The sequence below is a fragment of the Bilophila wadsworthia ATCC 49260 genome (genome assembly GCF_000701705.1).
Lineage (GTDB): Bacteria > Desulfobacterota > Desulfovibrionia > Desulfovibrionales > Desulfovibrionaceae > Bilophila > Bilophila wadsworthia.
This window is the reverse complement of record NZ_JNJP01000017.1, coordinates 1-25,260: the sequence shown is the minus strand read 5'-3', so window position 1 is coordinate 25,260 and position 25,260 is coordinate 1. Positions and strand designations below refer to the sequence as shown.

Genomic DNA, 25,260 nt, shown 5'->3' with positions numbered 1-25,260 from the left:
CCGCTTAAAAATCTGCCAAGGCGTTACAAATACTCCCAAACAGACTGCAAAAAGAATTTTCAGTGCCGCACAAAAAGCGTACGCGCCACCTGACGTATACGCAAAAGGTGTTGCGGGCCCATCAACAAACTGCCATCCCCAATAAGTACAGGCAACAAGGATTCCCAGAGAAAAACCGCCTGTCCATGTACCGCTCTCTCTACTTGCAATCAGAGCCGCAATCCCGATTGCGATAAGCAGGGTAATACCAAGTTCAACGGCAAGCCTAACGGCTACATTTCTGTTGTGCGAGAGCAGGCACGCCTCACACAACGGCGGCGCGAACCTCTCCGTACATTCGGAGCACAGACCTTTACCACAAAGATTACAAGTTGCTACAGCCTGTCTACCCGGATGACGAGCACATTCCATATTCGTTACCTCCTCAAAAAAGGTTCTATGAGTACCGGATGAAACATTTAGTCTAGTTAATATTTTTATGCAAGCAATCGGCTAGTCCTAGAGAATGGAAAAAAACTCCTCACTCGCATGGGCTATCGCCAAAGTCATCAGGGAAGAACGTGAAAAGAAAGGGCTGACGCAAGGTCAACTTGCTGGTCTTTCAGGGCTTTCTGAAACGTATATTTCCTTCATTGAGCACGCCCATACTAAACTTTCCGTCAATGCCCTCGTCCAAATTGCGGCTGTCTTTTCTCTTGATGCATCGGAGGCCATGCGGCGCATTGAAAAAGAAATGAAAAACGACCCGCAGCCTCCGAAGAAGCAGACGGGCCGTCCGAGGAAAAACACCAGATAGCTGCAACGCTCATGCACGATATTCTTTTTCTATCGCATCCTTTAAATTTGAATAAGGGCAAGCCGTTACTTTGCAATGTGAAATTAGGGAACCGAGGGAAACCGTTTCTTGATTTTCAAAAGAGGTATTCAGTTTACGTGTCGCCACGGGGTAAAAATCCCACTGGGCCAGCTCAAGAGGGTTGATCGTCTCCTGATCCTTGTGTTTCAGCACGCAAAAGACATACACGTCCGCATGACGTTTCTTTTCCCCCACGTAATTAAGACCATCCCAAAATTTTGTCTTGGCGATACCAAAAGAAATCTTCGAGAACGCCTTCTGCTTCCATGATTGAATATATGCGGATGTTTTGACTTCTATTTTGATCCCTTCAGGAGACAGGAGGTCATAGCTTTCCCACGTCTGGCTGATTTGGGTACCGCACCCCATCGCCTTAGCCACGAGATATTCCGCCAGCTTGCCGCGTTCCGTATTGCTGACCAAATCCGAAAAGGCCCACGCCCAAAAATCCTGAAGGGTATGTTCGCCGCCTATCCCCTCAAAGCATTCTTTGCCGCTCTTGCGTGTTGCCTGTATAGCCGGGAGTTGTGCCATACTTTCCCTCACTCATTATAAGTAGTGAAAAATTCTCTGTACAAGGTAGGTTACTGAAATTAAGCTACCCATTCTCCACAAAGCGCTTCCGCCTGCTGCAATACAGTCTGCACAGCACTATCCTGTAAATCCGGGGGGTAACCATACCTCCGCAATATTCTCTTGACCAATACGCGCAGACGCGCCCGTGCTGATTCTCGATGCGCCCAATCCACGGAAACATTGGCCTTCAGGCTTATCAAAAGTTCGTGGGCTATTACCTTAAGACTATCGTTCCCCATCACCTGTACGGCACTTTTATTTTCCGCCAGAGCATCATAAAACGCGATCTCGTCTTCCGTCAGTCCAGACTCCTCCCCCTGTTCTCTGGCCTTTCTGATATCGACTGCAAGTTCAATAAGTTCTTGTATGACTTCAGCGGCAGTCAACGCATTGGAGTGGTACCGCGCTATCGAGTCTTCCAGCCGTTCGGAAAAAGCCCGCGTCTGGACAATGTTGTTTCGGCTTCTGGAGCGGATGCCGTCATTCAGAAGCTTTCGCAAAGACTCCAGAGCCAAATTTTTCTGGCGCAGTTGACGGACTTCCTCCAAAAATTCATCGGAAAGAATGGAAATGTCAGGGCTTGTGATTCCCACCGCTTTGAGGATATCCACGATTTCGGTTGAGACAACGGCGCGGCTGACGATCTGCTGGATAGCGAAGTCGCGCTCTTCCCTGCTTTTGCCCGAACCGGTGCGGCTCTTGACCAACGCGGTATTGATGGCCTGAAAAAACGCCACCTCCTCCCGAACCCGTGCGGCCTCGTCGCTCGCCCCCGCCAGCGCATACGCCTTGGAAAGTGCAAGCACGGCATCTTGATAACGCCGGTGAGCCTTCTTCTTGCCTTCCGGCGTCGTTTCCTTCGCGGCGTCCTTTTGCTGCATATCCAGAATCCATTCAATCGCTTCCGCCATCATGACCATACGTTCATGCGGAGTGCCTCCAAGCGGCGTCGTGTAGTCAAATCCATGATACATGGCGCGCACCACGTCGAGTTTCTCCAACAAGACAGCTACAGCCTGTGCCTCATCAATACCGGTCTTCTCGCGATCTGCGGAAGAATATTGGCTCAACGCATTTTTAAGATTTTGGGCGATGCCAATGTAGTCCACCACCAGCCCGGCAGGTTTGTCCCGAAATACTCTGTTGACGCGGGCTATGGCTTGCATAAGCCCGTGCCCACGCATCGGCTTGTCGATGTACATCGTGTGCATGCAAGGGGCATCAAATCCCGTCAACCACATATCCCGCACGATCACCAGCTTGAGCGGATCATTCGCATCCCGTGTCCGCTTGGCGAGAAGGTCGCGCCTTCCCTTGGTTCCGATGTGCTGCTGCCACTCCTGAGGATCACTTGCGGAACCGGTCATAACGATCTTGAGCGCGCCTTTATCATCATCCTTACTATGCCATTCAGGGCGTAATGCTACGAGGGCACCGTACAGAGCCACACAAATACGGCGGCTCATGCAGACTATCATGCCCTTTCCTTCCAAAGTAGCTGTCCGTGCCTCAAAATGTTTTACGATGTCTTCAGCAATGAGCTTCAGCCGCTTCTCGCTCCCGACCAGCGCCTCGATTCCCGACCACTTGCGTTTAAGGGCTTCCTGCTGAATCTCGTCCTCATCCTCAAATTCTGCATCCACGGCTTCGTCCAGATGCGGACGTTCATTTTCATCAAGCTCAATGCGGGCAAGGCGGCTTTCATAATAGAGGGGGACGGTCGCGCCGTCTTCCACGGCACGGCTGATATCGTAGATGTCGATGTAATCGCCAAAAATACGAGGCGTATTCACATCGTCAGCCTCGATAGGCGTTCCGGTAAACCCGATAAAGGAGGCTCCGGGCAACGCATCGCGAAGATATTTGGCAAACCCATAAGAAATTTCACCGGTATCTTTCTTTACCTTAGCCTTCAAACCATACTGGCTCCGGTGCGCTTCATCGGCAATGACGACCACATTGCGCCGCGATGTCAGCACGGGGTACTGGTCGCCCTTTTCCGGGGAAAACTTCTGGATCGTAGTGAAAATGACGCCCCCGGAATCGCGGTTGAGGAGCCGCTGAAGATCTTCGCGACTCTCCGCCTGTACAGGCGTCTGCCGGATCAGATCTCGGCACATGGAGAACGTGGAAAAGAGTTGATCATCAAGATCGTTGCGGTCGGTAAGAACCACAAGCGTGGGATTCTGCATAGCGGGATGCAGGACGAGCCGCCCGGCATAAAAAGCCATGAGCAGACTCTTTCCCGATCCTTGCGTATGCCAGATGACCCCTGCGCGCTTATCGCCCTGCGGTAGAGACGCCTTTACCGTACAATCCACGGCATGGCGAACGGCATGGAACTGATGATACCCCGCCAGAATTTTGATGAGTCCGTCTTTCTCCAGAAAAACCGTACAATACCGGATAAGATCCAGAAAACGCCGCCGTTCAAAAACGCCTTCCGTCAACACGGAAAGTTCGGGCGTTCCCTTGGGAGCTACGGATAGGCCATCAATCGTGCGCCACGGCATGAAACGTTCCTCATCCGCGGACAAGGAGCCAATGCGGGCCATCATGCCATCGGAGGTAAGGAGAACGGCATTGGTATGAAACAGCGCGGGGATTTGTTGCTTGTACGTCTGCAACTGATTGAACGCCGCCGACAAGGTGGCATTTTCATCACCGGGAGCTTTCAACTCGACAACGGCCAACGGCAAGCCGTTGACGAACACGACGACATCCGGCCTGCGATTGATGCGCCCCGCAACAACAGTAAACTGGTTGACAGCCATCCAGTCGTTGGCATCGGGATCGTCAAAATCAAGAATGCGCACCTTGCCGGAGGTGAGCACGTCGTCCTCTCCGAAATATTCCACATCCACGCCTTCCACGAGGAGCTTATGGATGCGTCGGTTCTCCTCAAGCAGATTGGGCAGTTCGCATTGTGTCAACGTTCGGATGGCATCGGCTCTAGCCTCCGCAGGCAGTCCGGGATTGAGCCTGCCTATGGCCTTTTCAAGGCGCCCGCGCAGAATGACCATATCATAGCTTTCCCGTTCCGGGCGTTTCCCGTCAGGCCCGATATTCTCTTCTCTTTCCACCGCATAACCAAGGTCTGCGAAGTATGACAGCAAGGCGGATTCAATATCAGCTTCGGAGAGAAAGGCCATGACTGCTCCTTACAGGAAAAGATTACACAATGTCAGCAACCATCTTTTCAGCATCCGGGACACGCAGTTCTCCTGAAATGAGTTTGGGGAGAAGAGTGTCACGAAGAGAGGTAAGTACTTCGTTCTTTAACACGTTAATATTTATTTTTTTGTAATAAACTTCAACTAAACTCGAATATGCCCTCTGTAGCACTTCAGTTGGAGCAACAACGGGATATGCCATAATAGCATTTTTATCCCCTCTAGGCATCTTTGACCCTTTTGCCGTCTGCATCATAAAATTAAAAAAAGCATCGCATATGAGTATATTAAAAATAAAATAATTTGTGCCTACTATTGAAGGGCAAAAATCGAGAACATCATTTGATCGTCCTCCATCAAAAGTAGCAAACCATATTTTTTTGAAATATGGACGTATATTTGAAACCAATATATGCCCAGTACAAAAAGCTGGAACAGAATCTGTGGTTGGTAAACTTGATGCTTTTGTAATTCCTTTTTTATCAGAGAGCATATTTTCTGTGGAAACATAGTTAGATTCTGTCAATTTATCTGACTTTATTCGTTCAGAATAAAATGTAATTAAGTCACCAAGTTTTTTCCGTTCCCACCCTTCCGGCTTTCCTTCATCATCTAGACGGTCAGGGAACAAATCCGCAATCTCACGGCTTATGCCCTCTGGCTGACGGCCTTCCATCTTGGCGCGTACCGGCCCAAAATCCACGAACCACTCCTTGAAAATCGCCTGTGCCATTGCTTCAAGTGTGGTGTTTTGGCGACGGTTAAGCTTTATCTTGTCATCTAACGTTTCAAGAATATGAACAATAAAATTTTGTTCATAAAGAGATGGATATTTTATTATAATATTTCTTAAATTGACAATTGTTAATGCTTTTTGTGTTGTACCTATTGCAATTTTATTTAATTTATTCTGTGTATCTCTGCTTATAAGCCAATAGTAAACAAATTTACTATTTATATCATCTGAAAAATTTTTAAACCATGTTATATTACCATCTTTAAAATAGAATTCATCTCCTTTTTTAACTTGATACACAGAACCTAATGTTCCAACACTTGTTAATAAAATATCTCCATCACAGGGTACTCCGAACTTTATCTTTATATCATTAAATTTTTTGCGAGATATGAATAGTTCTGTTGAAATTTTATCATTACCCAAGTATTTTTCTGTAATCTCTTTCCCACGAAAAAATGGAATACCATATTCACAATAATCACATGCAAATATTCGTCTACTTGATGTTATCTCTAGAACATCTGCCAGCTTTTTTTCATTCATCATACTTCTAGTCCGCCCAGATTCCGTAATATTTCCCTATCTAATCTCGCCCCTTCCTCCATCTGCGCCTTTAACTCCGCAGTAAGGCGGGCCATCTTCTCTGCAAAGGGTTCGGCATCCTCTTCCTGTTCTTCCGCGCCAACATAACGCCCCGGTGTGAGGACGTGACCCTGCGCCCGGATTTCTTCCTGCGTTGCGGATTTGCAGAAGCCTTGCACATCCTCATAAGCTCCAGCATCAGGTTCACCACGCCATGCGTGATAGGTATCCGCAATCTTTCTGATGTCCACATCCGTCAGTTCCCGACGGGTGCGATCCACCATCACGCCCAGTTTACGGGCATCAATGAACAATACTTCCCTCCGACGATCTCGCCATGTTCCGGCCTTCGTCACGGGACGTTTATTCTTTGCAAGGAACCACAGGCAGGCCGGGATCTGCGTCGAATAGAAAAGCTGGCCCGGAAGCGCGATCATGCAATCCACAATGTCGCCTTCCACCATTGCCTTGCGGATATCACCCTCTCCCGACTGCGAGGACGACATCGAGCCGTTGGCAAGCACCACGCCCGCCGTACCATTGGGGGCCAGATGATGGATGATATGCTGAAGCCACGCGAAGTTGGCGTTCCCTACCGGTGGGATGCCATATTTCCAACGCCCGTCTTCCCGGAGCTTGTCCCCGCCCCAGTCCGACACGTTGAACGGCGGATTGGCAAGAATGAAGTCAAACCGCTCGTCGCGCAGTTCATCTTTGTGAAAACTTCCTTCATTGTTCCACCTGATGTCGGAATCAATGCCACGCACGGCAAGGTTCATCTTGGCAAGACGCCATGTTGTGTAGTTCGACTCCTGCCCGTACACCGCGATATCGCCAAGGCGTCCGCCGTGCTCGCGCATGAACGTTTCCGACTGGACAAACATGCCGCCGGAACCGCAGCAGGGATCATAGACCCGCCCGGAATAGGGTTCGAGCATCTCCACCAGCACACGCACAACGGAACGGGGCGTGTAGAACTCCCCACCCCGTTTGCCTTCCGCTCCGGCAAACTGCCCAAGAAAGTATTCGTACACACGCCCCAACACGTCCTTGGAGCTGTCCCCGTTCCCATTGAGATTGATATTGGAAAAAAGGTCGATAAGCTCACCAAGCATGATCTTGTTGAGCGCGGGTCGTGCGTAGTCCTTCGGCAAAACGCCCTTGAGTGACTCATTGTCCTTCTCAATAGCACGCATGGCATCGTCTATGAGCGTACCGATGGTCGGAAGCTTGGCATTGTCCTTGAGGTACACCCACCGGGCCTCCTGCGGAACCCAAAAGATGTTTTCGGCTGTGTACATATCCCGATCTTCCGCATCTTCAGGGTATTCCGAGGCCAGAATTTCGGTGTGCTTCGACTCAAACGCATCGGAAATGTACTTGAGGAAAATCAATCCGAGAGCCACATGCTTGTAATCCGAGGGCTCCATATTGCCACGCAGCTTGTCTGCGGCCTTAAAAAGTTCCGCCTCAATCCCAAGCTGCGCTCCCGTATCCTGCGTTTCCGCCTTTTTCCTGCCTCGTGCCATGACGACTCCTGATTGCTGTTTTTAGTGAGAATAGAAGAGACATCCTCAAAAAGAAAGGGCTGTCCCCAGTTGGCGACAGCCCTTTATGCCGGAACGCAGTCTCATCTTCATTCCAAATCCCAAGATAACAAGAAAAAGGGCTAAGAAATACGTTGTTACTGAGACAACGCCTGTCGGACAACATCCGGGGCGACCTCAATGACCCTCAAATAGGCGCGTGCCGCAGGATCAGGCTGGCGCTTGCCCTGTTCCCAGTTGCGGAGGGTATACAGTGAAAGCCCGAATGCCGACGCGAAGACGGCCTGTGAAAGCCCCATACGCTGGCGAATGCTTCGCACGTCGATTGTTTCCGGGGCCTGCACGGGATCAAAACGGTGCTTCACATACTCGGTTTCCGGGGCAGAGCCTTCCATAATGTCAACAGCCTGCCGGAGCCCTTCGAGAATGGTCTGTGCTTCAGTGCTCATTATTTATTCCTCCCGTATTGCGAAAGGATCGCGGTCAATTTTTTCATTTCGTTCTTTTCAGCGGCGCTCAGGTTGACCTTTGCGCTTTTTTCGAACATGGCGAGAGCGAACAACGGGATTACCTCAGAGTAGTAATAGTAGATGACGCGGAATCCTCCACTCTTGCCCCCGCCTCTTCGCGCCCACCGAACCTTTCTGACGCCACCCGTCCCTTCCATGATGTCACCGGCAGTCGGATTTTCCGCAAGGTATGCGATCAGATCCATCCGTTCCTCGTCCGAAACAAGGGCCTTTGCCGTCCGCAAAAAGGATTGCGTTTCGATTACGGTCATGGGTGCGTCTTTCATAAGCAGATTGTAAGCCAATGACTTACTCTGTCAAGTCCCTTCTCTTCTTCCCATTCACCACCGGAGAGCAAACCGGAGAAACTTTTTACAGTGATATTTTTATACATGTAAAATCAAAATATTACGTTAAAAATACAAGTCCACCCTCTCCGCCACTTATGCTAACGCGCTGGATTCAGTGCGTTTTTTATTTGGCATGAGCTTTATTCCCTGTGGATACATTTCAGGGATACAGTTTGGAGCTCAACATGCCACCATCTCACAGGGTTTCTCACCCACGTCCCAGCTCACATCTCACTCTCCATCGCGGTATTCTCTATTTCCGCATTCTTGTTCCCAACCATCTGCAATCATTGCTTGGCAAATGTGAGATCAGGCGTTCTCTGAATGGTCTGGACAGTCGAACCGCACGCTCCAAAGCGTTGCGGCTCTCGCTCGTTGCCCAACACTTTTTTGCCCTGTCCGAAGACATGGTCGAAGAACGGATACATTCCGTACAGGACAATATCTCACAACAATTTGGTATTACAAAAGAAAATATCAAATCCGTGGGTACATTCCTGTTCGATTCCACACTGAAAAAAGACCTGTCTCCAGCTTCCCTGACCCTCTTGCTTCCCTCTTTTCTGAGGGAACAAAAGGGAACCCTTTCCATCAAAATATTTTCTGAAAAGGCTGCTCCTGTCCGCAAAGACCCCATACAGGACAAAGCCCCTGCCGTCAGACAAGAAGGCAATATCCTTACCAGGTCAGCTGAAAAAACACGCCGCAGGATCAGACTGGAAGGGAAAAAGGAACTCCCCAGTCTCAGGGACGCTTTTGATGCCTACGTCAAAGCCAAGACGCTTACATGGTCAGCCGCAAGCGCCAAAGACATTCCCCCGCAGGTTCGCCAGTTCGTGGAAATTGTGAGGGAGTTGGAGCATGGTCGGGATATCTGCGTGGATGAGCTTTCTCGTGAGCACATCCGTAGCTACTTCGATACGCTGAAACACCTGCCCTGCCGCCTTTGTGGGCAAAGGCAGTATGCGGGCAAAGGCTGGCTCCAGCTTGCCGATATGGGCCGCTCCGGGCAGATCGAACGGCTTTTAAGCGTGAAGACGATGGAAGTCCGACAGACAAACGTGCGGAGTTTCGTCAACTGGTGCGAGTTGGAGTATCGCGGAGCTGTACAGGCCAAATACGTGAACTCAGGGTTCCCGAAGGTTCTCTCCGACAAGGACATAAGACGAAAGGGCGTGAAACGTGAGTCGTTCACACAAGATGAGCTGAAAGCACTTTTCGGGGACATGAGAAAGTACGTTCAGGCAACGGAAGGCGTATCATCACGCTTCTGGGCTCCGTTGATTGCGCTGTATTCCGGGATGCGGCTGGAGGAGATTTGTCAGCTCCATCTTTCCGATATCGTGAAGGTGGATGGAGTGCTGTGCTTCTCCATCAATGAGGAAAGCGAGGGCTCCGGGTATGTGAAGCACGTCAAGAGCTTAGCCGGTATCCGCAAGGTACCTGTCCATCCTCATCTTTGGCGAGAGCTTGGCCTGGAGAAGTTTGTTGCTTCCAGATGGGCAAAAACGCCGAAGGAAAAGTACGCATCGACTCTGCTTTTTCCTGATTTACAGGAAAGAATAAACGCCGTGAACCATGCCACTGTGAAGCTCGGTTCCGCCCTGACGCACTGGTTCACGCGCTATCGCCGTTCCGTGGGAGTGGGTGGACAACATGGTGAGCCGAGTACCAAGGCTTTCCATAGCTTCCGCCATACGGTGATCGAGTATCTGCACAAAGAAGCCCGTGTGGACCTTTCCATGCTTCAGGCTGTGGTTGGGCATGAGATGGTGGATATGGGGGTAACGGAGAACTACGCTGGTGACTGGCCTGTGAAGGCGTTGTTGACGGATGTCATTCAAAAATTAAATTGGATTTTGTTTTTTCGGAAAAAGTTAGAGCAATTATCTAATTAGAATAATAAAGTATTCTCCATATTGAGCATAGGTGCTTGATATTAGACGCATAGCACGCTATGATCAAAAAAATTGAAAACTTATTTTTAATTGTGAGAATCTACATGATGTAATCGTAACATTTTATTTTAATTATAGAATACCCAGATGCTACTTTAGCTATCGTTAGGGTTTTCTGAGCCTCAATGAGCAATTTTTAAATTGTTCTTTGGGGTTTTTTTATTTTTTGAGTTAGTTGTGCTTCATGATGGTCTTAGTAATGTTTATTTTTATAAGGAGAGATGGTTATGAATGAAAACTACGACGATATTTTAAGCTATTATGCTACACAACAAATAATAAACAATCTTACTAGTTATAGTTGTAAATATATTGAATCTAATCAGTTTAATTTTATTAAGCGTAAATTTTCTATCAAGGAATTTCATGAAAATAGTACTTTCAAAAATTCTATAAAAACCAACCATAATTTTTCTAAAAATATGATAACGGCGTTGGGAGGCAACAATACTCAATATATTTATAATATTGAATATTCTCTTCATAAAAAATTATTTGCAGGATTGGTTGAATATGAGGATTTGCGCCAACTCCATAATAAAAATAATCATATGTTAGGTTGCCTCTTACCCTCTTGCGATTCTGCTTATTACGAACTAATGCCTGATAGACTTATATGGACTCTTGATCGTAAAACAACTCATACATCTCTGATAGAATTTATACAAAATATACTGAATATTAACTGGCTGGATGCTCTTGCTACGCTTGCTGATATTCTTGGTATGAATTATGAGAATATTTTTTTCTTTTCGTCGGCAGACTCTATCCCAGAAACCGTTGCAGCCTCTGGGGGGATACCGGACACAATTAACCTTCCTAGCCAAAGAGGCGAGGCTATATGTACTGATTTGACTGAGATTATGAGTCCATCGGGTCAGGTCATTGGAGGCGTCGTTCAATACGTCATTGGAGAGCACTTACTTTGCCTCCCCGCAACCTCCATCAATGGCGTTTTGTCTATTGGCAAATGTAAGCCACCGGCTTTTTTTTCTGAATCAGGACGAAATGGATCGAAATCGGAGTGCTATCATCATTTTTTGTGCAGATATCCGTACCGCTACAGCGTTGAATAATGCATTGAAAGAATGTCGAAGGGACACAGGAGATTTTATCGTCACTGGACATCTGGGGACAGACTTGTCCCTTCTGCCGTGGAATTATCTATACGGTCATCCCGTTGTATTCGTACCTGCTCCCAGTACAAAAAGTTTCGCCTCTGTAAAAGCTTACCGTGAGTACATTTTAGGGGCATCTGTAGAACGCTTCTCTGTTGCTAGCAATTTTCTCCTTCACGCTGCTCCGTCCTGTGATCTCCAGAATATGGCAGATGACTTGGATAATGTTGCGGAAGCAGAATTGCTCCGTACGGCAGTCCATATCGACGACATTGAGCGGCCTTCTGTTTTTTTGCGGAATTTGGTCAACAACGCCCGTGGATATGAGGAGTTCATTCAGTGGGGTAAGAACGCTGGCTTTTTTGCCGTACCGAAGCAGGAACTCTCCTTACCTCCAAAACCAACCTCTGCTATCACATTCTTCGATCCTGATACGGTTGAGGAGAATTCTCAGCCAACGGAACTTGCCGACGTTACCGCAGAACATATCTTTAGCGGAATTACGATGCTTCATGGTCCCAAAAATGTGGGAAAAAGTCATGTTGTGCTTAGTTCTGCCAATAGTTTAATCACGCATAATTCCCTTTGGGGTATGTTTCCTGTAAATGGTGTGTCTACAAAAACTCTGCTCGTTGATAGCGAAAGCACGCCAAAGAATTTCAAGGATCGTCTTGGAAAATATGAATTGCAGAAACAAAAATATAATTTCTTTTCCATCTGTAAACTTGCATCATATCAAGATGTAAATCTTCTGGATGAAGGGTTCCAAGATACTCTTTTGGAAAAAGCAAAAGAAGAAGGTATCCAAACGATCTTTTTTGACAACCTTACATCACTTGTCCCGGATGGCCGTGTTTATAACGCAAGTTCCGTAAATGGCATTTTCCGATATCTGGAAGAAATGCAGAAATGTAACATCGTGCCTATACTCGTCCATCATAGTCATAATTGTCCAGACAACGCTCCCGAGAAGGCAACTATGCGTGGAACGAGTGAGTTCTCTATCCGTGCTCATACGGAGATCGTCATTACCTCACCTAAAAACAACGGTGAAAACTCCCTACCTAGTTCGATTCTTGATGCTGTGAACCAAGGCGATTTCATAGTGGGAATTCATTTCAAGGTGTGCAAGGCTGCACGCATTTTGGAAGGGAAAACTTTTTGGCTACAGATGCCTTTCAGTGCGACAGGATTCAAGCCCCTCACCATAATCGATCGGGACGGCAAAGAACTTCCTTTGAGCTTCCTTGCGGGTGGGGACTCTGAGGGGAGTGTTGTTCCTTCTATGGAAACAGCAGATGAACTTTCTGATGAGGAAAGACGAGTACTTCAAAAAGCTGGCAGCCAGGGTAAACTGCGAAATGCCGAGGTCCAAGGCCTTTTGGGGTGCGGTGATTCAAAGGCTGGAAAAATTCTCGCTGGACTCGTGGATAAAGGGCTGCTGAAAAAACAAGGAGAAGGCCGAGGCTGCCATTACGTCATAACGGAGTAGCTCTCCCTATACTCTTTTCAAAATGAAAGGCGTTTTTCCCTGTGGGAGAACGCCTTCTTTTGCGCCTTTGCAATCATTTTTTCACCTCCCAAATTCCTTCAAAACACCTCAAAAAAGCCGTAAAAGGGGATTTTGTCAAAGTTCACTACAATAATTTCATGTAGTTAAACTAGTTTTACTCAAGCTGCCTTTTTAAATTTTAACGCTGTGCTATATGCGCCTTCCAATCCGGCTGAATATCCATCTGGACTTCGCTCTTATCGCCACCCAACCTCACCCCCTGTACGGATTATTGAAGTCAAATCCACCACAAGGTTGCCGACAACGCTTTCTAGGAGCCATACCATCCAAATCGGCGGTCTGTCAGAATTGCTCAAAGCCTGTTGGGACCAGTCAGTTTTTAATCTTATTTAGGAAACAGGGGAAGTTCTTTACCACAAGATTTCCTTGAAATGTGTAACCAATGCCTTGGAATATTCTCCCCAAGTGCTTCAGCTTGCGACATTCAGGGATGGATTGGCAACATCAACGGAGGAGAGGACAATATGCCGCTCATAAATTGGCTGAGGAAGGTCAAACGGCTAAAGGTATCATCATTTGACCTGCGCCTCAGAAGAGCCTTATCGTTAACGCCCAACGTGAATTCAAACTGATTCCTTCATAGGGCTGTCCCGGATAAGCACTTCTACTCCACTGCCCCCATATCCGTACGGTGCAAGCACCACGGGATCCCAACGCAACACTTCATCATTTCAGATGGAAGCCCTCCAGCGGAGTCACGGGAGAGCCCCATCTGAGATGAAGCTTTTTCCTATATAAAAGGAGCCCGCCCAGAGAAGTATCCGGGAAGCCGTATCCGACGATCTTACCGTTTTGTACCGTTAAGTAGATCCATCAAGATACGCCCTAAGCGTTCCGCCAGTTCCCCATCTTCCGCAGGCTTTCTGCCGCTGATCCCCAGACCGCCGACGCACTTCCCGTTCCCATCGAAAAGGGGAATGCCTCCTTCCAGTGTCGTGAAAGCGGGATCGCAAAAATCGGCAATCGTAATCCGCTCTCTCAACAGCCTTTCATGGAAATCCTTTGTAGAGCTTTCCATGCGCAAGGCCGTATAAGCTTTGCCCTGTGCTATTGAGACTGCCCGTTCCGGCGTACCACCCATAGTGAGCAGGGCGGCGAGCCCTCCACCACAATTGACGATGGCAAGGCATACCGGGGCACCGCCTCGGGCTTCCGCCTCCAATCCGTTCAGGACAGCCAATAACACACGTGTCGAAAGGATATGTTCCATCAATGCACCCATCACAATCAGTCAATTAGGAAAAGGGAAATTTCCGGCACAAAGGTCACAAAACCTAAAACCACCAACATGGCGATAAGGAAAGGAACCGCCGCACGGGAAACCTGCTCGATCTTCACCTTCGTTATGCCGCTGGCCACAAAAAGGTTCACGCCGACGGGCGGCGTCACGAAACCGATGGCCAAGTTGACCACCATGATGACGCCGAAGTGGATGGGGTCCACGCCCACCTTCAAAACCAGCGGAAGCAGGATGGGCGTCAGGATGACAATAGCGGCCAAGGCCTCCATGAAGGTGCCTACCCAAAGCAGGAGCAGGTTAATGAGCAGCAATATGGCGATTTTGTTTTCCGTAAAACTGAGGATGGCGGACGCAATGCGCTCGGGCACCTGCTCAAGCGTCATGACATTCCCGAATATCGTGGCCATCGCCATCAGCATGATGATAATAGCGGAAGTCCGGGCGGACTCCAGACAGCAGGACCACAAAGAGCGCCATGTGAGCTCCCTGTAAACGAACAAGCCCACGAGAAGGCCGTAAAACGCAGCAACAGCCGCTGCCTCGGTCGGCGTCATGATGCCGCCGTATATGCCTCCCAATACGATGACGGGGACAAGCAAGGCACCCTTGGCGACCCAAACCGCCTTCCCCAAGGTCTTCAGGTTACGCTGACGCGGTGCGCCCCTCCAGCCGTTCTTTTTGGCGATGCAATAGGCCACGAGCATAAGCACAAGTCCCGTCAGGATCCCCGGAGTGATGCCCGCCAAGAAAAGTTTACCCACGGAAGCCTGCCCCGCAACGCCATAGACCACGAAAGGATTACTGGGCGGGATCATGACGCCGATGGCGCCCGCGCTCGCCACGACCGCAGCTGCGAACATCTTGTCGTAACCGCGTTCCGTCATCGCCGGGATGGTCAACGTGCCGATGGCCGCCACGGTGGCGGGCCCAGAACCGCTGATTGCGGCGAAGAACATGCACGTGGCGATACTGGCGAGAGCGATCCCGCCGGATAAGCCGCCTACGACTTCATCGGCAAGGGCAAGGAGCCGGTGAGACAACCCTCCGGCCCCCATGAAAATCCCCGCGGCGATGAAGAAAGGGATGGCCATGATCGGGAAACTGTCGATGGACGTAAACGCGACCGAGGCAAGATAGTCAACGGGCAGGGTATTGGCCCCCAGTACGGTCATCAGGGACGCAATGCCCAGACTGAAGGCAATGGGAACGCCGATAAAGAGCAATACGATGAAGTACCCGAAAAGGAGCATGATGGCGTTGAGCTGCTCAAAAAGAAAGACCGGGCTGAACAGGAAAACCGTAAAGAGGACCGCCAACAAAGAATCCGTGGCCCGGATGCGGTAAACTTGGGCACAAAGGTCTTCCAGTGCTCTGAGCACCATCAGTCCAAACCCTACCGGCAAGATCAGGTACGGGATGAAATAAGGTATCTGAAGGGCTGCCGTCGTCTGAGGAATTTCTATCTGCATCCGGACGTGCTCAAATCCCTTGAACAGCATAAACCCGCTCAGGATCAGAAGGCAAAGGTCGACGACGACCCAGCTTGCAGCCTGGAGCCGATTCGAAAGCCTGTCATAAATGATATCGACGCGTATATTGCTGCGCTCTCTGATCGCAAGAGGAATGGCAAGATACGATATCCAGATAAAAATATAGCGCGCCGTTTCTTCCGACCAGACAGAGAGGCCGACATACTGGGAAATCGTATTCTTGAGCGCAAGAGGATCGCAAAACGGGGCAATCATCCAAGCATTGGACGGATCGCCGACAAACTGGATGAGGAACGTGATCAGATACCGATATAGCGTCTGATAGCAAATGATCAAAATCATCGCCACCAAACCCAGAATAAGGAATGGTTTCTCAAAATGCGTATCGGCATAAGCGACCATTTTCTTCAACTTCTGCATGGCTACTCCATTGGCTGGTCAGGCATAAAAAGGGATGCGGATCATGCCGATCCGCATCCCAAGGACGCCTACTTCTGGGTGTCCAGAACCATCTGTACGAGTTCCTTCGGGAATTGATTCATGAACTTGTCCCACACGGGATGGGTAGCCACACGGAATTCCTCAATCTGTTCCGGAGTCAGATCGACAATCTTGATGCCGGCCTTGATAAAGCCTTCACGGGCTTTGGCCTCGTTTTCCGGGTACAGCTTCGTACGCTGATAGGTCAACGCTTCAGCGGCGGCTTCCCTGATCAGCCCCTGAGCCTTCGGGTCCAGCTTGTCCCACCACTTCTTGTTGGCCATCATGACCTGCATCCCGTAGTTATGGACGGAAGTGATCGCATACTTCAGCACTTCGTGGTGCTTGGCGCCATACAGATGAGGGAACGTGTTGCCTTCGCCGTCAACGGTCCCCTGCTGAAGCGCGGTATAGGTTTCTCCCCATGCCACAGGCGTGGGGTTCATGCCGAGGGCCTTCGCAACTTCAACTTCCACGGGGGAATCCGTAGTACGTATCTTGAGCCCCGCGAGGTCTTTGACGCTCGAAATGGGCTTCTTGATCGTTACAAAATTCCGGTAGCCATACTCGGCGTACATGATGGGCTCGAGAGCGATATCATGCGCCACCTTGACAAGGTATTTTCCGAGTTCTCCCGAATCAATGGCCGCGTACAGCTTTTCCTGATTTTGAGGGCTCGTGATATACGGGAGGTCAAAAATCTGATACAACGGCGAAAAGTTAGCCATATTGGGGGTGGAGCTCACCGCCATCTCAAGGCTTCCTTTCTGGGCGCCTTCCATGAGAACGCGGTCGCTGCCCAACATCGCGTTGGGGAAAATCTGAACGGAAATCCTGCCGTCACTTTTCTTTTCGACAAGTTCCTTGAACTTTTCAAAGGCCAAGGTGATATGGTTGCCCGGAGGGGTTGTGTGGGCAACGCGGAAGCTGAATTTCGGCCCGTCATACGCGGCAAAGGCGGGAGAGGTGAAAGCGACCCCCACAAGGCAAAAACATGCAAGCAGTTGACGGCAAAACATCTTTTTCATAACTATCTCCTCGTTTGAAATGATGTTTGAAGCGCACTGTTCCCGTTCCCCAACAGGTGTTCAACGTGGCCGGCCTTCCACATTGGGAAAAAAGAAACAACATCACTACTTGTATTTTTAAAGACAACTGCGCTAAAAAATCAATAGACATTCGCTTTTAAGGGCAGCTTTTGATGCAAAATCCCGGTTTCCAGTACGCATCCAGTGAATACCGGAAAGAGGTATATACAAAAAAATTATGTTATTTAAGCATATTAAAATATCTATAAAGCTATAAACGTTATGTGTAAAAAGAGCCCAGCAGAGCACCGACAAGCGGATAGCCCGCTCATGTTCCTGTTTCGCCCATTCGCGTATTGGCGGGAATTGTGCGGGATAGGCTTCTTCATCGTCTGGCATTGGCAGATTTTGGATATCTCACTCGACGCCAAGCAATCATTTTTCCCCGGAGAACTCGGCGACTCAATCCATCTGTTCTTTTTTGTAAGTCTTACATTTTTGGTTCTTTTTCTGTTAGAGTGCCGGGTGCCCCCCTGTTTCTACCGGGCAGGTCACGACTGGCTGGCTTCCACCGCAACTTTGTGCATGTTTTCACTACTCTTTTCGCTCCCCTTGTTCCCCCAGAAGGAATACAGCACCCTCAGCGTCCTTGTCCTCGTCGTTTCGGGGGCGGGGTCGGCCATGATGCTTCTCGCCTGGCTCCATAGCCTCGTAGCGATACCGTACCGCAGCATCATTTCCATCATTGGCGGAAGTTTCGTCTTTTCGACCGGCATCAATAGCTTCATACATTTCCATCCAGCGACGGCGATGGCCCTTTGCGTCATTTCCTTGAGCATGAGCCGCTTTTTGCTTCCGCATGTCCAACAGCCGGAAGAAACCCCCGAAGAAAAGAAAAAATCCAATCTCCCAACCTTTTTTTACTATCAGCGCATGGGGAACTTGAACCTTTTGATCTGCGCAGCCTGCGGCATCAGCTTCAGCGCCGGATTTTTCTACAACCTCGTGGTATTCCTGCGCCCGATGGGCGAACCCACTCCCCTGATATTGACGCTGCTCTTTGGCATAGGGGGGCTTCTTGCCATCGTCTTCCTAAAGCTCCCGTTGGAAAAGGACATCTACCAAGCCTTCCTGCTTGTTGTCCCGTTCCTGCTTTGCGGGTATGCCGCTTGGCCGATCCTGCACAGTGAGTCTCCGGGCCTGTCCCTCGTTGGGCTACGCCTCGGTTTCGGCCTCCTCGCCGTGTACCTTTTCGTGGCCGTATCGGCCATGTCGACGCGCCTCCAGAAAAACAAAAAGAAAAAACTTTATGCTTGCCTAGGATATATGTACCTCACGTTCTGGGCCGGATCCCAAGTCTGTTCACTGCACTTTTTCGGCGTATATGGTATCCAAGAATTGGATATTTTGTTCATATTCTTGCTTATCGTATTGTTATCCAGCTGCGGTGCCTGTACATTCTGGCTCTACCAGGCACGATGTTCTATCCAGTATATAGAAAAAACATCACAAAAAAATAATATATTGATTAATTTTTTTATGTCTAAAGGCCTCACTCATCAGCAGTCTATCATCTCAATCCTACTTTCCCAAAAGATATCTGAAGATATTATATGTGATATACTATCCATATCGCCTCTTACGTTAGAGACACATATTAGGAATATACTTAAGCGTATGAATATCAATAGCAAACATGAGTTAATATATATAATAAGGCAAAACAATAAAACTATCATGCCGTACGATAATAAATAATCCTCGCAAAGAAAAGGAGTCCTCCTCAATCTGGAGGGCTCCTTTTTATCCTGCGTGTAGGATTCTGTGCGGTTTAAGTCTATCCAGACAGTCCAAAATGCACAGAATCCCGCACGTACATCAGGATTTTTTTACAAGAGGAGGAACCCATGTTCATCGATTTCCGCGTTCGCCCGCCCTATAAGAGTTTCATGCGCGGCATTCTGTACGAAAAGTAGCCCGAACAGACCGATCCGCTTGGTCTGACATCGACAAGGAACCCGTTGTTTCCGCACAGAAACATTCCATCAGACTGTTCATGGAGGAAAGCGGCATCAGTCGCGCCGTCGTCATGGGTCGCAAGGCCGACGAATACGGCGAGGTCGACAATGAGGACATCCTTGAGCTGGCCCGCGCCTATCCACAGACTTTTATTCCTTTTGCCGGGCTCAACCCTTACGATGCCGATCTGCCGGATCGCGTCGATGCCTTGGCCCGGCAGGGCTTCCGGGGCGTGTGCCTAGACGGTGGCTGGCGGCGGTCCTTCGCCAGCCACCGTAAAACGGGAGGGTAACGCTGGATCGAAAACGGCTGAATGAGGAACTCGAAACGCTGCTGGGAGAACAGGATGCCCGGACGCTTTTAGCTCGATGCGAGAAGCAGGGGGAACCCTTTGAGAGACTCTATGCCCTGTCCTTGTGAGGTGTTGTAAAAAGGGATTGACAACTCGAACAGCATGTAGATATGTTTATACAAAAAGAGGTGTCCCATGACCACCATGTCGAGCCGAGAGTTCAATCAGGATGCCGGAAAAGCCAAACGTCTGGCTATGCAAGGCCCTGTGTTTATTACAGACAGGGGACGTTTGGCCCATGTGCTCCTTACTATAGAAGAATATCAAAAAATCACAGCAACGCACCGCAATATGGCGGACATGTTAGGATGCCCAGAGAGTGCGGAGATTGATTTTGAGCCGACCCCCTTACAGAAGACCTTATTTGCGAATGTGGATTTATCATGATGTATCTTGTTGATACCAACGTTATTTCTGAATTGAGAAAGGCTCACAGGGCTGAACCGCGTGTCGTCGAGTGGGCCAGAAATAGAGAACCTCAGTGCATGTATCTGTCCGTTATTTCCGTTTTGGAAATCCGAATGGGTATTCTCTCCGTACAGCGCAGGGATTTGACTCAAGGCAATATTTTGCAGGAATGGTTTATAAAAAAGGTTATTCCCGCCTTCTCTGGAAGAATACTGAACGTGGACATGGATGTTGCCATGCGTTGCGCGGAATTGCATGTCCCCGATCCTCGTTCAGATCGAGATGCGCTTATTGCTGCAACTGCGCTTACCCACAAAATGTCTGTTGTGACCAGAAATTGTAAGGATTTTGAACCAATGGGAGTTCCCATCATTAATCCTTGGACTTGTTAAGAAAAACAGCACACAGCATGAATCATGGAAACATCCCGGCTTCTCTTCGGAAAGGCCGGGATTTTCTGTTTTTAAACCTTTTGAAAGGAGCATTGTCATGGAATCACAGACCATTCAGGAACTGGAAGCCCTCACGCCCGTCGAAATGGATGCCGGGCTTGTTTTCAGCGGTGTGCCGACCGGGAACAAGATTTGGGGCTATCAGAATCCCTGCCTGTATACCCCTGCCATTGACCCGCACTACAGCTTTCACGAATCGGCAAGGGATGCCGCCGTCTGGTTCATGAACAAACTTGATCCGTTGTACCTCTACGGTCCTACGGGTTCGGGAAAAACGAGCCTCATCAAGCAGCTTGCCGCACGTTTGAACTATCCTATTTTTGAGGTGACAGGACATGCACGACTGGAGTTTGCAGACTTGTGCGGTCACATCTCTCTGCATGATGGGAGCATGCGTTATGAGTATGGGCCTTTGAGTCTTGCGATACGTTATGGCGGGCTTTTCCTTTTGAATGAAGCGGATTTGCTTTCTCCTGAGGTTGCCGTGGGACTCAACGGTGTTCTGGAAGGGGCTTCCTTGTGCCTGCCCGAAAACGGTGGGGAAGTTATTCATCCGCATGAAATGTTCCGTATAGCCTGCACGGGCAATACCAACGGAGGAGGGGATGATACCGGGCTGTATCAGGGAACCGGGAGGATGAATTTTGCGTGGCTTGATCGCTTTATTTGGGGCGAGGTCAATTACCCGGATGCCGTAGTGGAAAAGGATTTGCTGGTGAAGCTCTATCCGGCCCTGCCTGAACATATTGTCGTCAAGATGGTGGATTTCGCCAATGAAATCAGGAAGCAGTTCATAGGTGCGTCCGATTCCTACACGGATACCATCGAGGTGACGCTCTCCACAAGAACGCTGCTTCGCTGGGCCGATTTGACCCTGCGTTTTCAGCCGTTGGCGCATCAGGGTATCCAGCCGTTATCCTACGCGCTGGACCGGGCCTTGGGCTTTCGGGCGTCCCGGCCTACCCGTGCCATGCTGCATGAACTCCTCCAGCGGATGTTCCCGATGGACTGCCATCTGGGGGAGTGAAAACGATTCCGGCAATCATGCTGGAGCAATGGCTGACCTCAATTCTCGGACATATGGAAGCCGATCCCGGCTATCTCGACACGCTTCCTCAGCTTCCGCAGGTTATTCTGAAAAACGAGGCTTCTTCACGTTTCTGGCGTGGGGAAGCCTTTTCGCATGCGCTGGAACTTTTCCGGGGATGCTCCGGGCGATCAGGTCGAAGCATGACCATACCTGCCGACGACTGCATGGACGGGAACCCCGTGCAGGAGCTTCTGGAACGCTCCCTCCAAAAACTCGCTGAAGGCTACCACATTAAATTTCTAACACCTTTAACCAACTGAAGGAGTTATCATGGATACCCCCATTCTTTCCGACATCAAGGTTCTCAACAACCTTCTTGCCCTGAATCTCAACGTCAATCTCTGGTCGGCCCGCAAGAAGATGGTGCTGGAAGACTTCGGCGGCGCGGAACTTCCTCCTGAAGATTTGGCCTCTCTGGGGTCCAAGCGTATCGCTGATCCCAATAGCCTCAAGATTTTCGCCACACTGAAGGCCCGTGCCCTCAATTATCTGGATCGTCACGGCATCCGGTTCATGTCCGGCTGGGCCATCCCGGAAGATAAGGCGGGAGACATTATCAAAGAACTCATAGGTATCCGGGATGAGTTTCTGAAGGAAAAGGATGCGTTCCTTGCCGATTACGATCAGTCTATTGAAAATTGGATCAACAAACACACGAAGTGGGCCAGCATCATCAGGGAATCCACGGTGGGTTCCGAGTATGTCCGTTCCCGCATGGGATTCTCCTGGCAGTTGTATCGGGTTGCGCCGCTCATGGAGCATGCCGTCCCAGAAGCCGTTGCCGAGTCCGGCCTTAATGAGGAAGTGGAAAATCTCGCCAAAACGCTCTTTGGAGAGATTGCCCGTTCCGCGGACGAGACATGGAATCGCGTCTACGCGGGCAAAACGGAAGTGACCCACAAGGCGTTGTCCCCCCTGCGGACGCTCCAGCAGAAACTGTCCGGCCTGACGTTCATCAATCCCCACGTGAGTCCCGTGGTGGACATCATCCAGATGGCCTTCAATCGGATTCCCAGGAAGGGCAACATTACCGGTGCGGATTTGGTCATGTTGCAGGGACTGGTGTGTCTGCTCCGTGATCCTAATGCGCTTATTGCCCATGCCGAGCGGCTTATCGAAGGCTATGGACCCGCCAGCGTGCTCGATGCGGTAACGGCTCCGGTCATGCGGGATATTCCTGTGCGTGAAGACTTGCCGGAAGTCTTTCCCGTACCCCACGCCAATCTCCCCAACGTAGGATTGTGGTAGCATCATGTTGAAACAAAAGGATATCATGGATTGCTTGCCGCTGCTGGCGAGCGTTTTGAGCAACCAATACGGCGTAACGGTGGAAATCGGCGGAAGTGAAGCCTATACGGACGGCAAAACGATTCATCTGCCCGCGCTTCCCTTGGATTCTGAACCGAAATTAATAACGATGATAAAAGGATATACGGATCACGAATCCGCCCATATCCGGGAAACGGACTTTGAGATTCTAAGAAAGGCGAATTTAACGCCTTTTCAGCATAACCTGTTCAACATCCTTGAGGATTGGCGTGTCGAAGAACGCCTTTCGGCACGGTATCCGGGATGCCGGGAAAACTTCAGGTATCTGATTCAAAAACTCTTTGGAACACAAAAGGCCGGAGATACGAACCCGGCCTTTTCCATTTTGAACACCATCTTGCTGACGGTGCGCTCATGGTCTGTAGACGCGATTATCCCCCGCAGGGAATCCGTGGCGAAGACGATGGAACGCCACTATCCAGGACTTCGAAAGGCGTTGCACGGAATTCTCGATAGGGTGAAAGATTCCTGCAAGGATACCGGAGACTGCATCCGGTATGCGCTGGAACTGGAACAAGCCACCCTTGCCTGGAGTCTTGAACAAAAATCCATCACGGAACCGGAGAAAGAGGATTCAGGAGCGGCTCAGGATGAATCTGTGGCTTCCTCAAATGCCTCTCTGGATTCTTTAGCAAAGGCGGTAGGTGCGTTGTCTTCCGATGAACTTCCGAGGGGATTCGGTGAGGCTCTGGCGGAACGAATTGAGCTGAACAGACCTAAAGACAGGCAGAAACAACTGAGGGTAGCCGTCACGGGCCAGAAACGGCTTGCGGAGCTTCCTCCCGAACAAGTCAGCCGGATTGAACGTCAGACTGCCGGACTCGGTTTCAGGCTTCAGGGACTCATGCAGGCGCAGAAATGGCTGCCCGCCATGCCGGGAGTACGAGGGCGTTTTTCCTCTTCGTTGTGCCACAAGCTGGCGGTCGGGAATCCCAGAGTCTTCGTGAAGAACGGTTTCCGGGAATCGCCGGATACGGCGGTTCATATTCTCTTGGACAGCAGCGGTTCCATGACGGATTCCAGCCTCATGCTGGCGAATGCCGTCTGTTATGCCGTGGGAAAGGCTCTTCAGGGTATACCCGGCGTAAATCTGGGCATTACGGCGTTTCCCGGCGCAAACAGGGCGAAACGCGGGGCAACGGTTGCCCCTGTTCTTCGGCACGGTGAAAAGCTCACCGCCAGATTCCCCGAAATCGCCTACGGGATGACTCCGATGGCGGAATCTCTCTGGTGGGTCATGCAGCAAATGTGTCCCCTCCGCGAGAACAGGAAAATCATCCTGATCATCACGGACGGAGAACCCGACTCCATCCCACTAACGCGGCGCACGATTTGGGACAGTTTGGCGCGCGATTTGGGACACTCTTTTTTGCCTTTTCCTCATGCTGGCACAGCATATGCAAAGCCCCAGAGATTTTTCTCCGGGGCTTTGCATTTCGCTTGTCGGAATTCTATGTCTATTCAAGATACCACTTTCGGGTTTCCCGCTCGGGAACAAGCCCGTGCTCCCCGCTCTCGGATTCAAAGAGCCAAATCCCCTTGTTCAGCTTCTTTGCCCGACCTATATAGAGTCTTTCGGGTCCCTTGGGGACCGATATGCTGACGGAGAACGGCTCAGCAGCGAGAGATTCCCATAGTTCGTCAAAACCACGGTAATGAGGGGCTCTTCCGAGCCATACGCCACTCCAGAACTGCTCATACGTTAACTTTCCCATGTTGTATGAAATGACATTTAACCGCTGTTCGACATCATCTGCACGGGCGATCAGGAATGTCTCTCCGATTGAATCACTGAACAGATAATAGGGCGAGAGAGGCTGAACTGTGACGGCCATTTCATCGTTAGGCTTCGCCAAGCCGAACTTGCCAAGCTGTGTGCGGACACGTTCAAGGCTCATGATAGATACTCCTATTTGAAATAGGATAAACTTATTATGAAGAAAAATCAATTTTAAATTGATAATACTCAAAGAAAATGTATCGATATTGCCGAACCGGACAACTCACATATTGCCCCCGGCTCCCTGCCTGTTATGTGTTGCGCGCTCGTCACGAGCACAACCGCAGGCGGAAACCTTGCACGATGCTGCAATCATCATGTGGGGCCGTGGTCCGGCGTCTTGTCACCGGGCCGGTGGGGGAGGCTCCAATCTCCCCCGCCTCTGCCTGAAAAGATTATAACGGTTTATGTTTCCGGGGGCACGCGCCGCAGTTCCGGCGGCGACTGCCTCCCCTCCCTCTCGCTCTCATAACTGCTTTTGCAGTGTTCCCTCTGCCAGAAGAACAGCCCGTCCACCACGCGCCGGGGCCATGCCCTCACCCCGTCCCGCGCCCAACGGTAACAGCGCGAGGACAGGGTTTCGTCCGGCCAGCCGCCGAGGAGCGTATTGA

The 25,260-nt window shown here is 50.0% G+C and carries 22 protein-coding genes; 12 read left to right on the top strand and 10 right to left on the bottom strand.

Features of this window, described 5'->3' with window-relative positions:
* Positions 1 to 505: 505 nt before the first annotated feature.
* The gene (locus tag T370_RS0108780; RefSeq protein ID WP_029435504.1) at positions 506 to 796 is read left to right on the top strand and encodes a helix-turn-helix domain-containing protein; all 291 of its coding nucleotides are present in this window, start codon (positions 506 to 508) and stop codon (positions 794 to 796) included.
* A 9-nt stretch (positions 797 to 805) separates the two neighbouring features.
* Here T370_RS0108780 and T370_RS0108775 read toward each other — a convergent pair whose 3' ends face one another.
* From T370_RS0108775 to T370_RS0108750, 6 genes are all read right to left on the bottom strand, one after another.
* Complete coding sequence (locus T370_RS0108775) at positions 806 to 1,390, bottom strand: hypothetical protein (RefSeq protein WP_029435503.1); 585 nt, start codon at positions 1,388 to 1,390, stop codon at positions 806 to 808.
* Positions 1,391 to 1,449: 59 nt separating this feature from the next.
* Positions 1,450 to 4,584, bottom strand: coding sequence for a type I restriction endonuclease subunit R (locus T370_RS0108770; RefSeq protein WP_029435502.1), 3,135 nt, complete (start codon positions 4,582 to 4,584; stop codon positions 1,450 to 1,452).
* A gap of 22 nt (positions 4,585 to 4,606) precedes the next feature.
* Entirely contained in the window at positions 4,607 to 5,890 is a 1,284-nt protein-coding gene (locus T370_RS24295; protein ID WP_156034387.1) for a restriction endonuclease subunit S, read from the bottom strand.
* Positions 5,887 to 7,455: a class I SAM-dependent DNA methyltransferase gene (locus T370_RS0108760; RefSeq protein ID WP_029435500.1), complete on the bottom strand. Its 1,569-nt coding sequence runs from the start codon at positions 7,453 to 7,455 to the stop codon at positions 5,887 to 5,889. Before T370_RS0108760 ends, T370_RS24295 begins: the two co-directional genes overlap by 4 nt.
* Before the next feature lie 155 nt (positions 7,456 to 7,610).
* The gene (locus T370_RS0108755; protein ID WP_029435499.1) at positions 7,611 to 7,922 is read right to left on the bottom strand and encodes a helix-turn-helix domain-containing protein; all 312 of its coding nucleotides are present in this window, start codon (positions 7,920 to 7,922) and stop codon (positions 7,611 to 7,613) included.
* The gene (locus tag T370_RS0108750) at positions 7,922 to 8,254 is read right to left on the bottom strand and encodes a type II toxin-antitoxin system RelE/ParE family toxin (protein ID WP_051643811.1); all 333 of its coding nucleotides are present in this window, start codon (positions 8,252 to 8,254) and stop codon (positions 7,922 to 7,924) included. The genes T370_RS0108755 and T370_RS0108750 overlap by 1 nt, the downstream gene beginning before the upstream one ends.
* A 263-nt stretch (positions 8,255 to 8,517) precedes the next feature.
* Here T370_RS0108750 and T370_RS0108745 point away from each other — a divergent pair, with 263 nt between their 5' ends.
* The 3 genes from T370_RS0108745 (at position 8,518) to T370_RS0108740 (ending at position 12,900) form a co-directional block, all read left to right on the top strand.
* A complete protein-coding gene (locus tag T370_RS0108745) occupies positions 8,518 to 10,230 on the top strand; it encodes a site-specific integrase (RefSeq protein WP_081847529.1) in 1,713 nt (570 codons plus the stop codon).
* A gap of 287 nt (positions 10,231 to 10,517) precedes the next feature.
* Positions 10,518 to 11,366, top strand: coding sequence for a hypothetical protein (locus T370_RS25375; RefSeq protein WP_162177137.1), 849 nt, complete (start codon positions 10,518 to 10,520; stop codon positions 11,364 to 11,366).
* Positions 11,299 to 12,900, top strand: a complete 1,602-nt coding sequence (locus T370_RS0108740; protein ID WP_162177136.1) for an AAA family ATPase — start codon at positions 11,299 to 11,301, stop codon at positions 12,898 to 12,900. Before T370_RS25375 ends, T370_RS0108740 begins: the two co-directional genes overlap by 68 nt.
* A gap of 865 nt (positions 12,901 to 13,765) precedes the next feature.
* On the opposite strand, the gene T370_RS0108735 is transcribed toward T370_RS0108740, so the two are convergent.
* The 3 genes from T370_RS0108735 to T370_RS0108725 form a co-directional block, all read right to left on the bottom strand.
* Positions 13,766 to 14,191 carry a GlcG/HbpS family heme-binding protein gene (locus T370_RS0108735; protein WP_034506133.1) on the bottom strand — a complete coding sequence of 142 codons (426 nt, stop codon included), beginning with the start codon at positions 14,189 to 14,191 and terminating at the stop codon, positions 13,766 to 13,768.
* A 17-nt stretch (positions 14,192 to 14,208) separates the two neighbouring features.
* Positions 14,209 to 16,131, bottom strand: a complete 1,923-nt coding sequence (locus tag T370_RS0108730) for a TRAP transporter large permease (RefSeq protein WP_029435494.1) — start codon at positions 16,129 to 16,131, stop codon at positions 14,209 to 14,211.
* Between the two features lie 68 nt (positions 16,132 to 16,199).
* Complete coding sequence (locus tag T370_RS0108725; protein WP_029435493.1) at positions 16,200 to 17,219, bottom strand: TRAP transporter substrate-binding protein; 1,020 nt, start codon at positions 17,217 to 17,219, stop codon at positions 16,200 to 16,202.
* A gap of 330 nt (positions 17,220 to 17,549) precedes the next feature.
* Here T370_RS0108725 and T370_RS0108720 point away from each other — a divergent pair, with 330 nt between their 5' ends.
* The 8 genes from T370_RS0108720 (at position 17,550) to T370_RS0108685 (ending at position 24,472) form a co-directional block, all read left to right on the top strand.
* Entirely contained in the window at positions 17,550 to 18,977 is a 1,428-nt protein-coding gene (locus tag T370_RS0108720; protein WP_029435492.1) for a helix-turn-helix transcriptional regulator, read from the top strand.
* A gap of 298 nt (positions 18,978 to 19,275) precedes the next feature.
* Positions 19,276 to 19,530, top strand: a complete 255-nt coding sequence (locus T370_RS23575; RefSeq protein WP_051643810.1) for an amidohydrolase family protein — start codon at positions 19,276 to 19,278, stop codon at positions 19,528 to 19,530.
* 195 nt (positions 19,531 to 19,725) lie between these two features.
* Entirely contained in the window at positions 19,726 to 19,977 is a 252-nt protein-coding gene (locus tag T370_RS0108710) for a type II toxin-antitoxin system Phd/YefM family antitoxin (RefSeq protein ID WP_029435491.1), read from the top strand.
* Entirely contained in the window at positions 19,974 to 20,390 is a 417-nt protein-coding gene (locus T370_RS0108705; RefSeq protein WP_211250509.1) for a type II toxin-antitoxin system VapC family toxin, read from the top strand. Before T370_RS0108710 ends, T370_RS0108705 begins: the two co-directional genes overlap by 4 nt.
* Before the next feature lie 97 nt (positions 20,391 to 20,487).
* Positions 20,488 to 21,477: an AAA family ATPase gene (locus T370_RS0108700; protein WP_029435489.1), complete on the top strand. Its 990-nt coding sequence runs from the start codon at positions 20,488 to 20,490 to the stop codon at positions 21,475 to 21,477.
* A 17-nt stretch (positions 21,478 to 21,494) separates the two neighbouring features.
* Entirely contained in the window at positions 21,495 to 21,800 is a 306-nt protein-coding gene (locus T370_RS0108695; RefSeq protein WP_029435488.1) for a hypothetical protein, read from the top strand.
* A 10-nt stretch (positions 21,801 to 21,810) separates the two neighbouring features.
* Positions 21,811 to 22,788, top strand: a complete 978-nt coding sequence (locus tag T370_RS0108690) for a DUF3150 domain-containing protein (RefSeq protein WP_029435487.1) — start codon at positions 21,811 to 21,813, stop codon at positions 22,786 to 22,788.
* 4 nt (positions 22,789 to 22,792) lie between these two features.
* Entirely contained in the window at positions 22,793 to 24,472 is a 1,680-nt protein-coding gene (locus T370_RS0108685; protein WP_081847527.1) for a vWA domain-containing protein, read from the top strand.
* A gap of 582 nt (positions 24,473 to 25,054) precedes the next feature.
* Here the strand turns inward: T370_RS0108685 and T370_RS25370 are convergent.
* Positions 25,055 to 25,260 (bottom strand): hypothetical protein (locus T370_RS25370; protein ID WP_029435485.1); only part of this gene is annotated, 206 nt, incomplete at its 5' end.

Excerpts from the sequence above, each read along its gene's own strand:
- T370_RS0108780 (WP_029435504.1), top strand. The coding sequence starts at position 506 with ATGGAAAAAAACTCCTCACTCGCATGGGCTATCGCCAAAGTCATCAGG.
- T370_RS0108775 (WP_029435503.1), bottom strand. The coding sequence starts at position 1,390 with ATGGCACAACTCCCGGCTATACAGGCAACACGCAAGAGCGGCAAAGAA.
- T370_RS0108770 (WP_029435502.1), bottom strand. The coding sequence starts at position 4,584 with ATGGCCTTTCTCTCCGAAGCTGATATTGAATCCGCCTTGCTGTCATAC.
- T370_RS24295 (WP_156034387.1), bottom strand. The coding sequence starts at position 5,890 with ATGATGAATGAAAAAAAGCTGGCAGATGTTCTAGAGATAACATCAAGT.
- T370_RS0108760 (WP_029435500.1), bottom strand. The coding sequence starts at position 7,455 with ATGGCACGAGGCAGGAAAAAGGCGGAAACGCAGGATACGGGAGCGCAG.
- T370_RS0108755 (WP_029435499.1), bottom strand. The coding sequence starts at position 7,922 with ATGAGCACTGAAGCACAGACCATTCTCGAAGGGCTCCGGCAGGCTGTT.
- T370_RS0108750 (WP_051643811.1), bottom strand. The coding sequence starts at position 8,254 with ATGACCGTAATCGAAACGCAATCCTTTTTGCGGACGGCAAAGGCCCTT.
- T370_RS0108745 (WP_081847529.1), top strand. The coding sequence starts at position 8,518 with ATGCCACCATCTCACAGGGTTTCTCACCCACGTCCCAGCTCACATCTC.
- T370_RS25375 (WP_162177137.1), top strand. The coding sequence starts at position 10,518 with ATGAATGAAAACTACGACGATATTTTAAGCTATTATGCTACACAACAA.
- T370_RS0108740 (WP_162177136.1), top strand. The coding sequence starts at position 11,299 with ATGGATCGAAATCGGAGTGCTATCATCATTTTTTGTGCAGATATCCGT.
- T370_RS0108735 (WP_034506133.1), bottom strand. The coding sequence starts at position 14,191 with ATGGAACATATCCTTTCGACACGTGTGTTATTGGCTGTCCTGAACGGA.
- T370_RS0108730 (WP_029435494.1), bottom strand. The coding sequence starts at position 16,131 with ATGCAGAAGTTGAAGAAAATGGTCGCTTATGCCGATACGCATTTTGAG.
- T370_RS0108725 (WP_029435493.1), bottom strand. The coding sequence starts at position 17,219 with ATGAAAAAGATGTTTTGCCGTCAACTGCTTGCATGTTTTTGCCTTGTG.
- T370_RS0108720 (WP_029435492.1), top strand. The coding sequence starts at position 17,550 with ATGTTCCTGTTTCGCCCATTCGCGTATTGGCGGGAATTGTGCGGGATA.
- T370_RS23575 (WP_051643810.1), top strand. The coding sequence starts at position 19,276 with ATGGAGGAAAGCGGCATCAGTCGCGCCGTCGTCATGGGTCGCAAGGCC.
- T370_RS0108710 (WP_029435491.1), top strand. The coding sequence starts at position 19,726 with ATGACCACCATGTCGAGCCGAGAGTTCAATCAGGATGCCGGAAAAGCC.
- T370_RS0108705 (WP_211250509.1), top strand. The coding sequence starts at position 19,974 with ATGATGTATCTTGTTGATACCAACGTTATTTCTGAATTGAGAAAGGCT.
- T370_RS0108700 (WP_029435489.1), top strand. The coding sequence starts at position 20,488 with ATGGAATCACAGACCATTCAGGAACTGGAAGCCCTCACGCCCGTCGAA.
- T370_RS0108695 (WP_029435488.1), top strand. The coding sequence starts at position 21,495 with ATGCTGGAGCAATGGCTGACCTCAATTCTCGGACATATGGAAGCCGAT.
- T370_RS0108690 (WP_029435487.1), top strand. The coding sequence starts at position 21,811 with ATGGATACCCCCATTCTTTCCGACATCAAGGTTCTCAACAACCTTCTT.
- T370_RS0108685 (WP_081847527.1), top strand. The coding sequence starts at position 22,793 with ATGTTGAAACAAAAGGATATCATGGATTGCTTGCCGCTGCTGGCGAGC.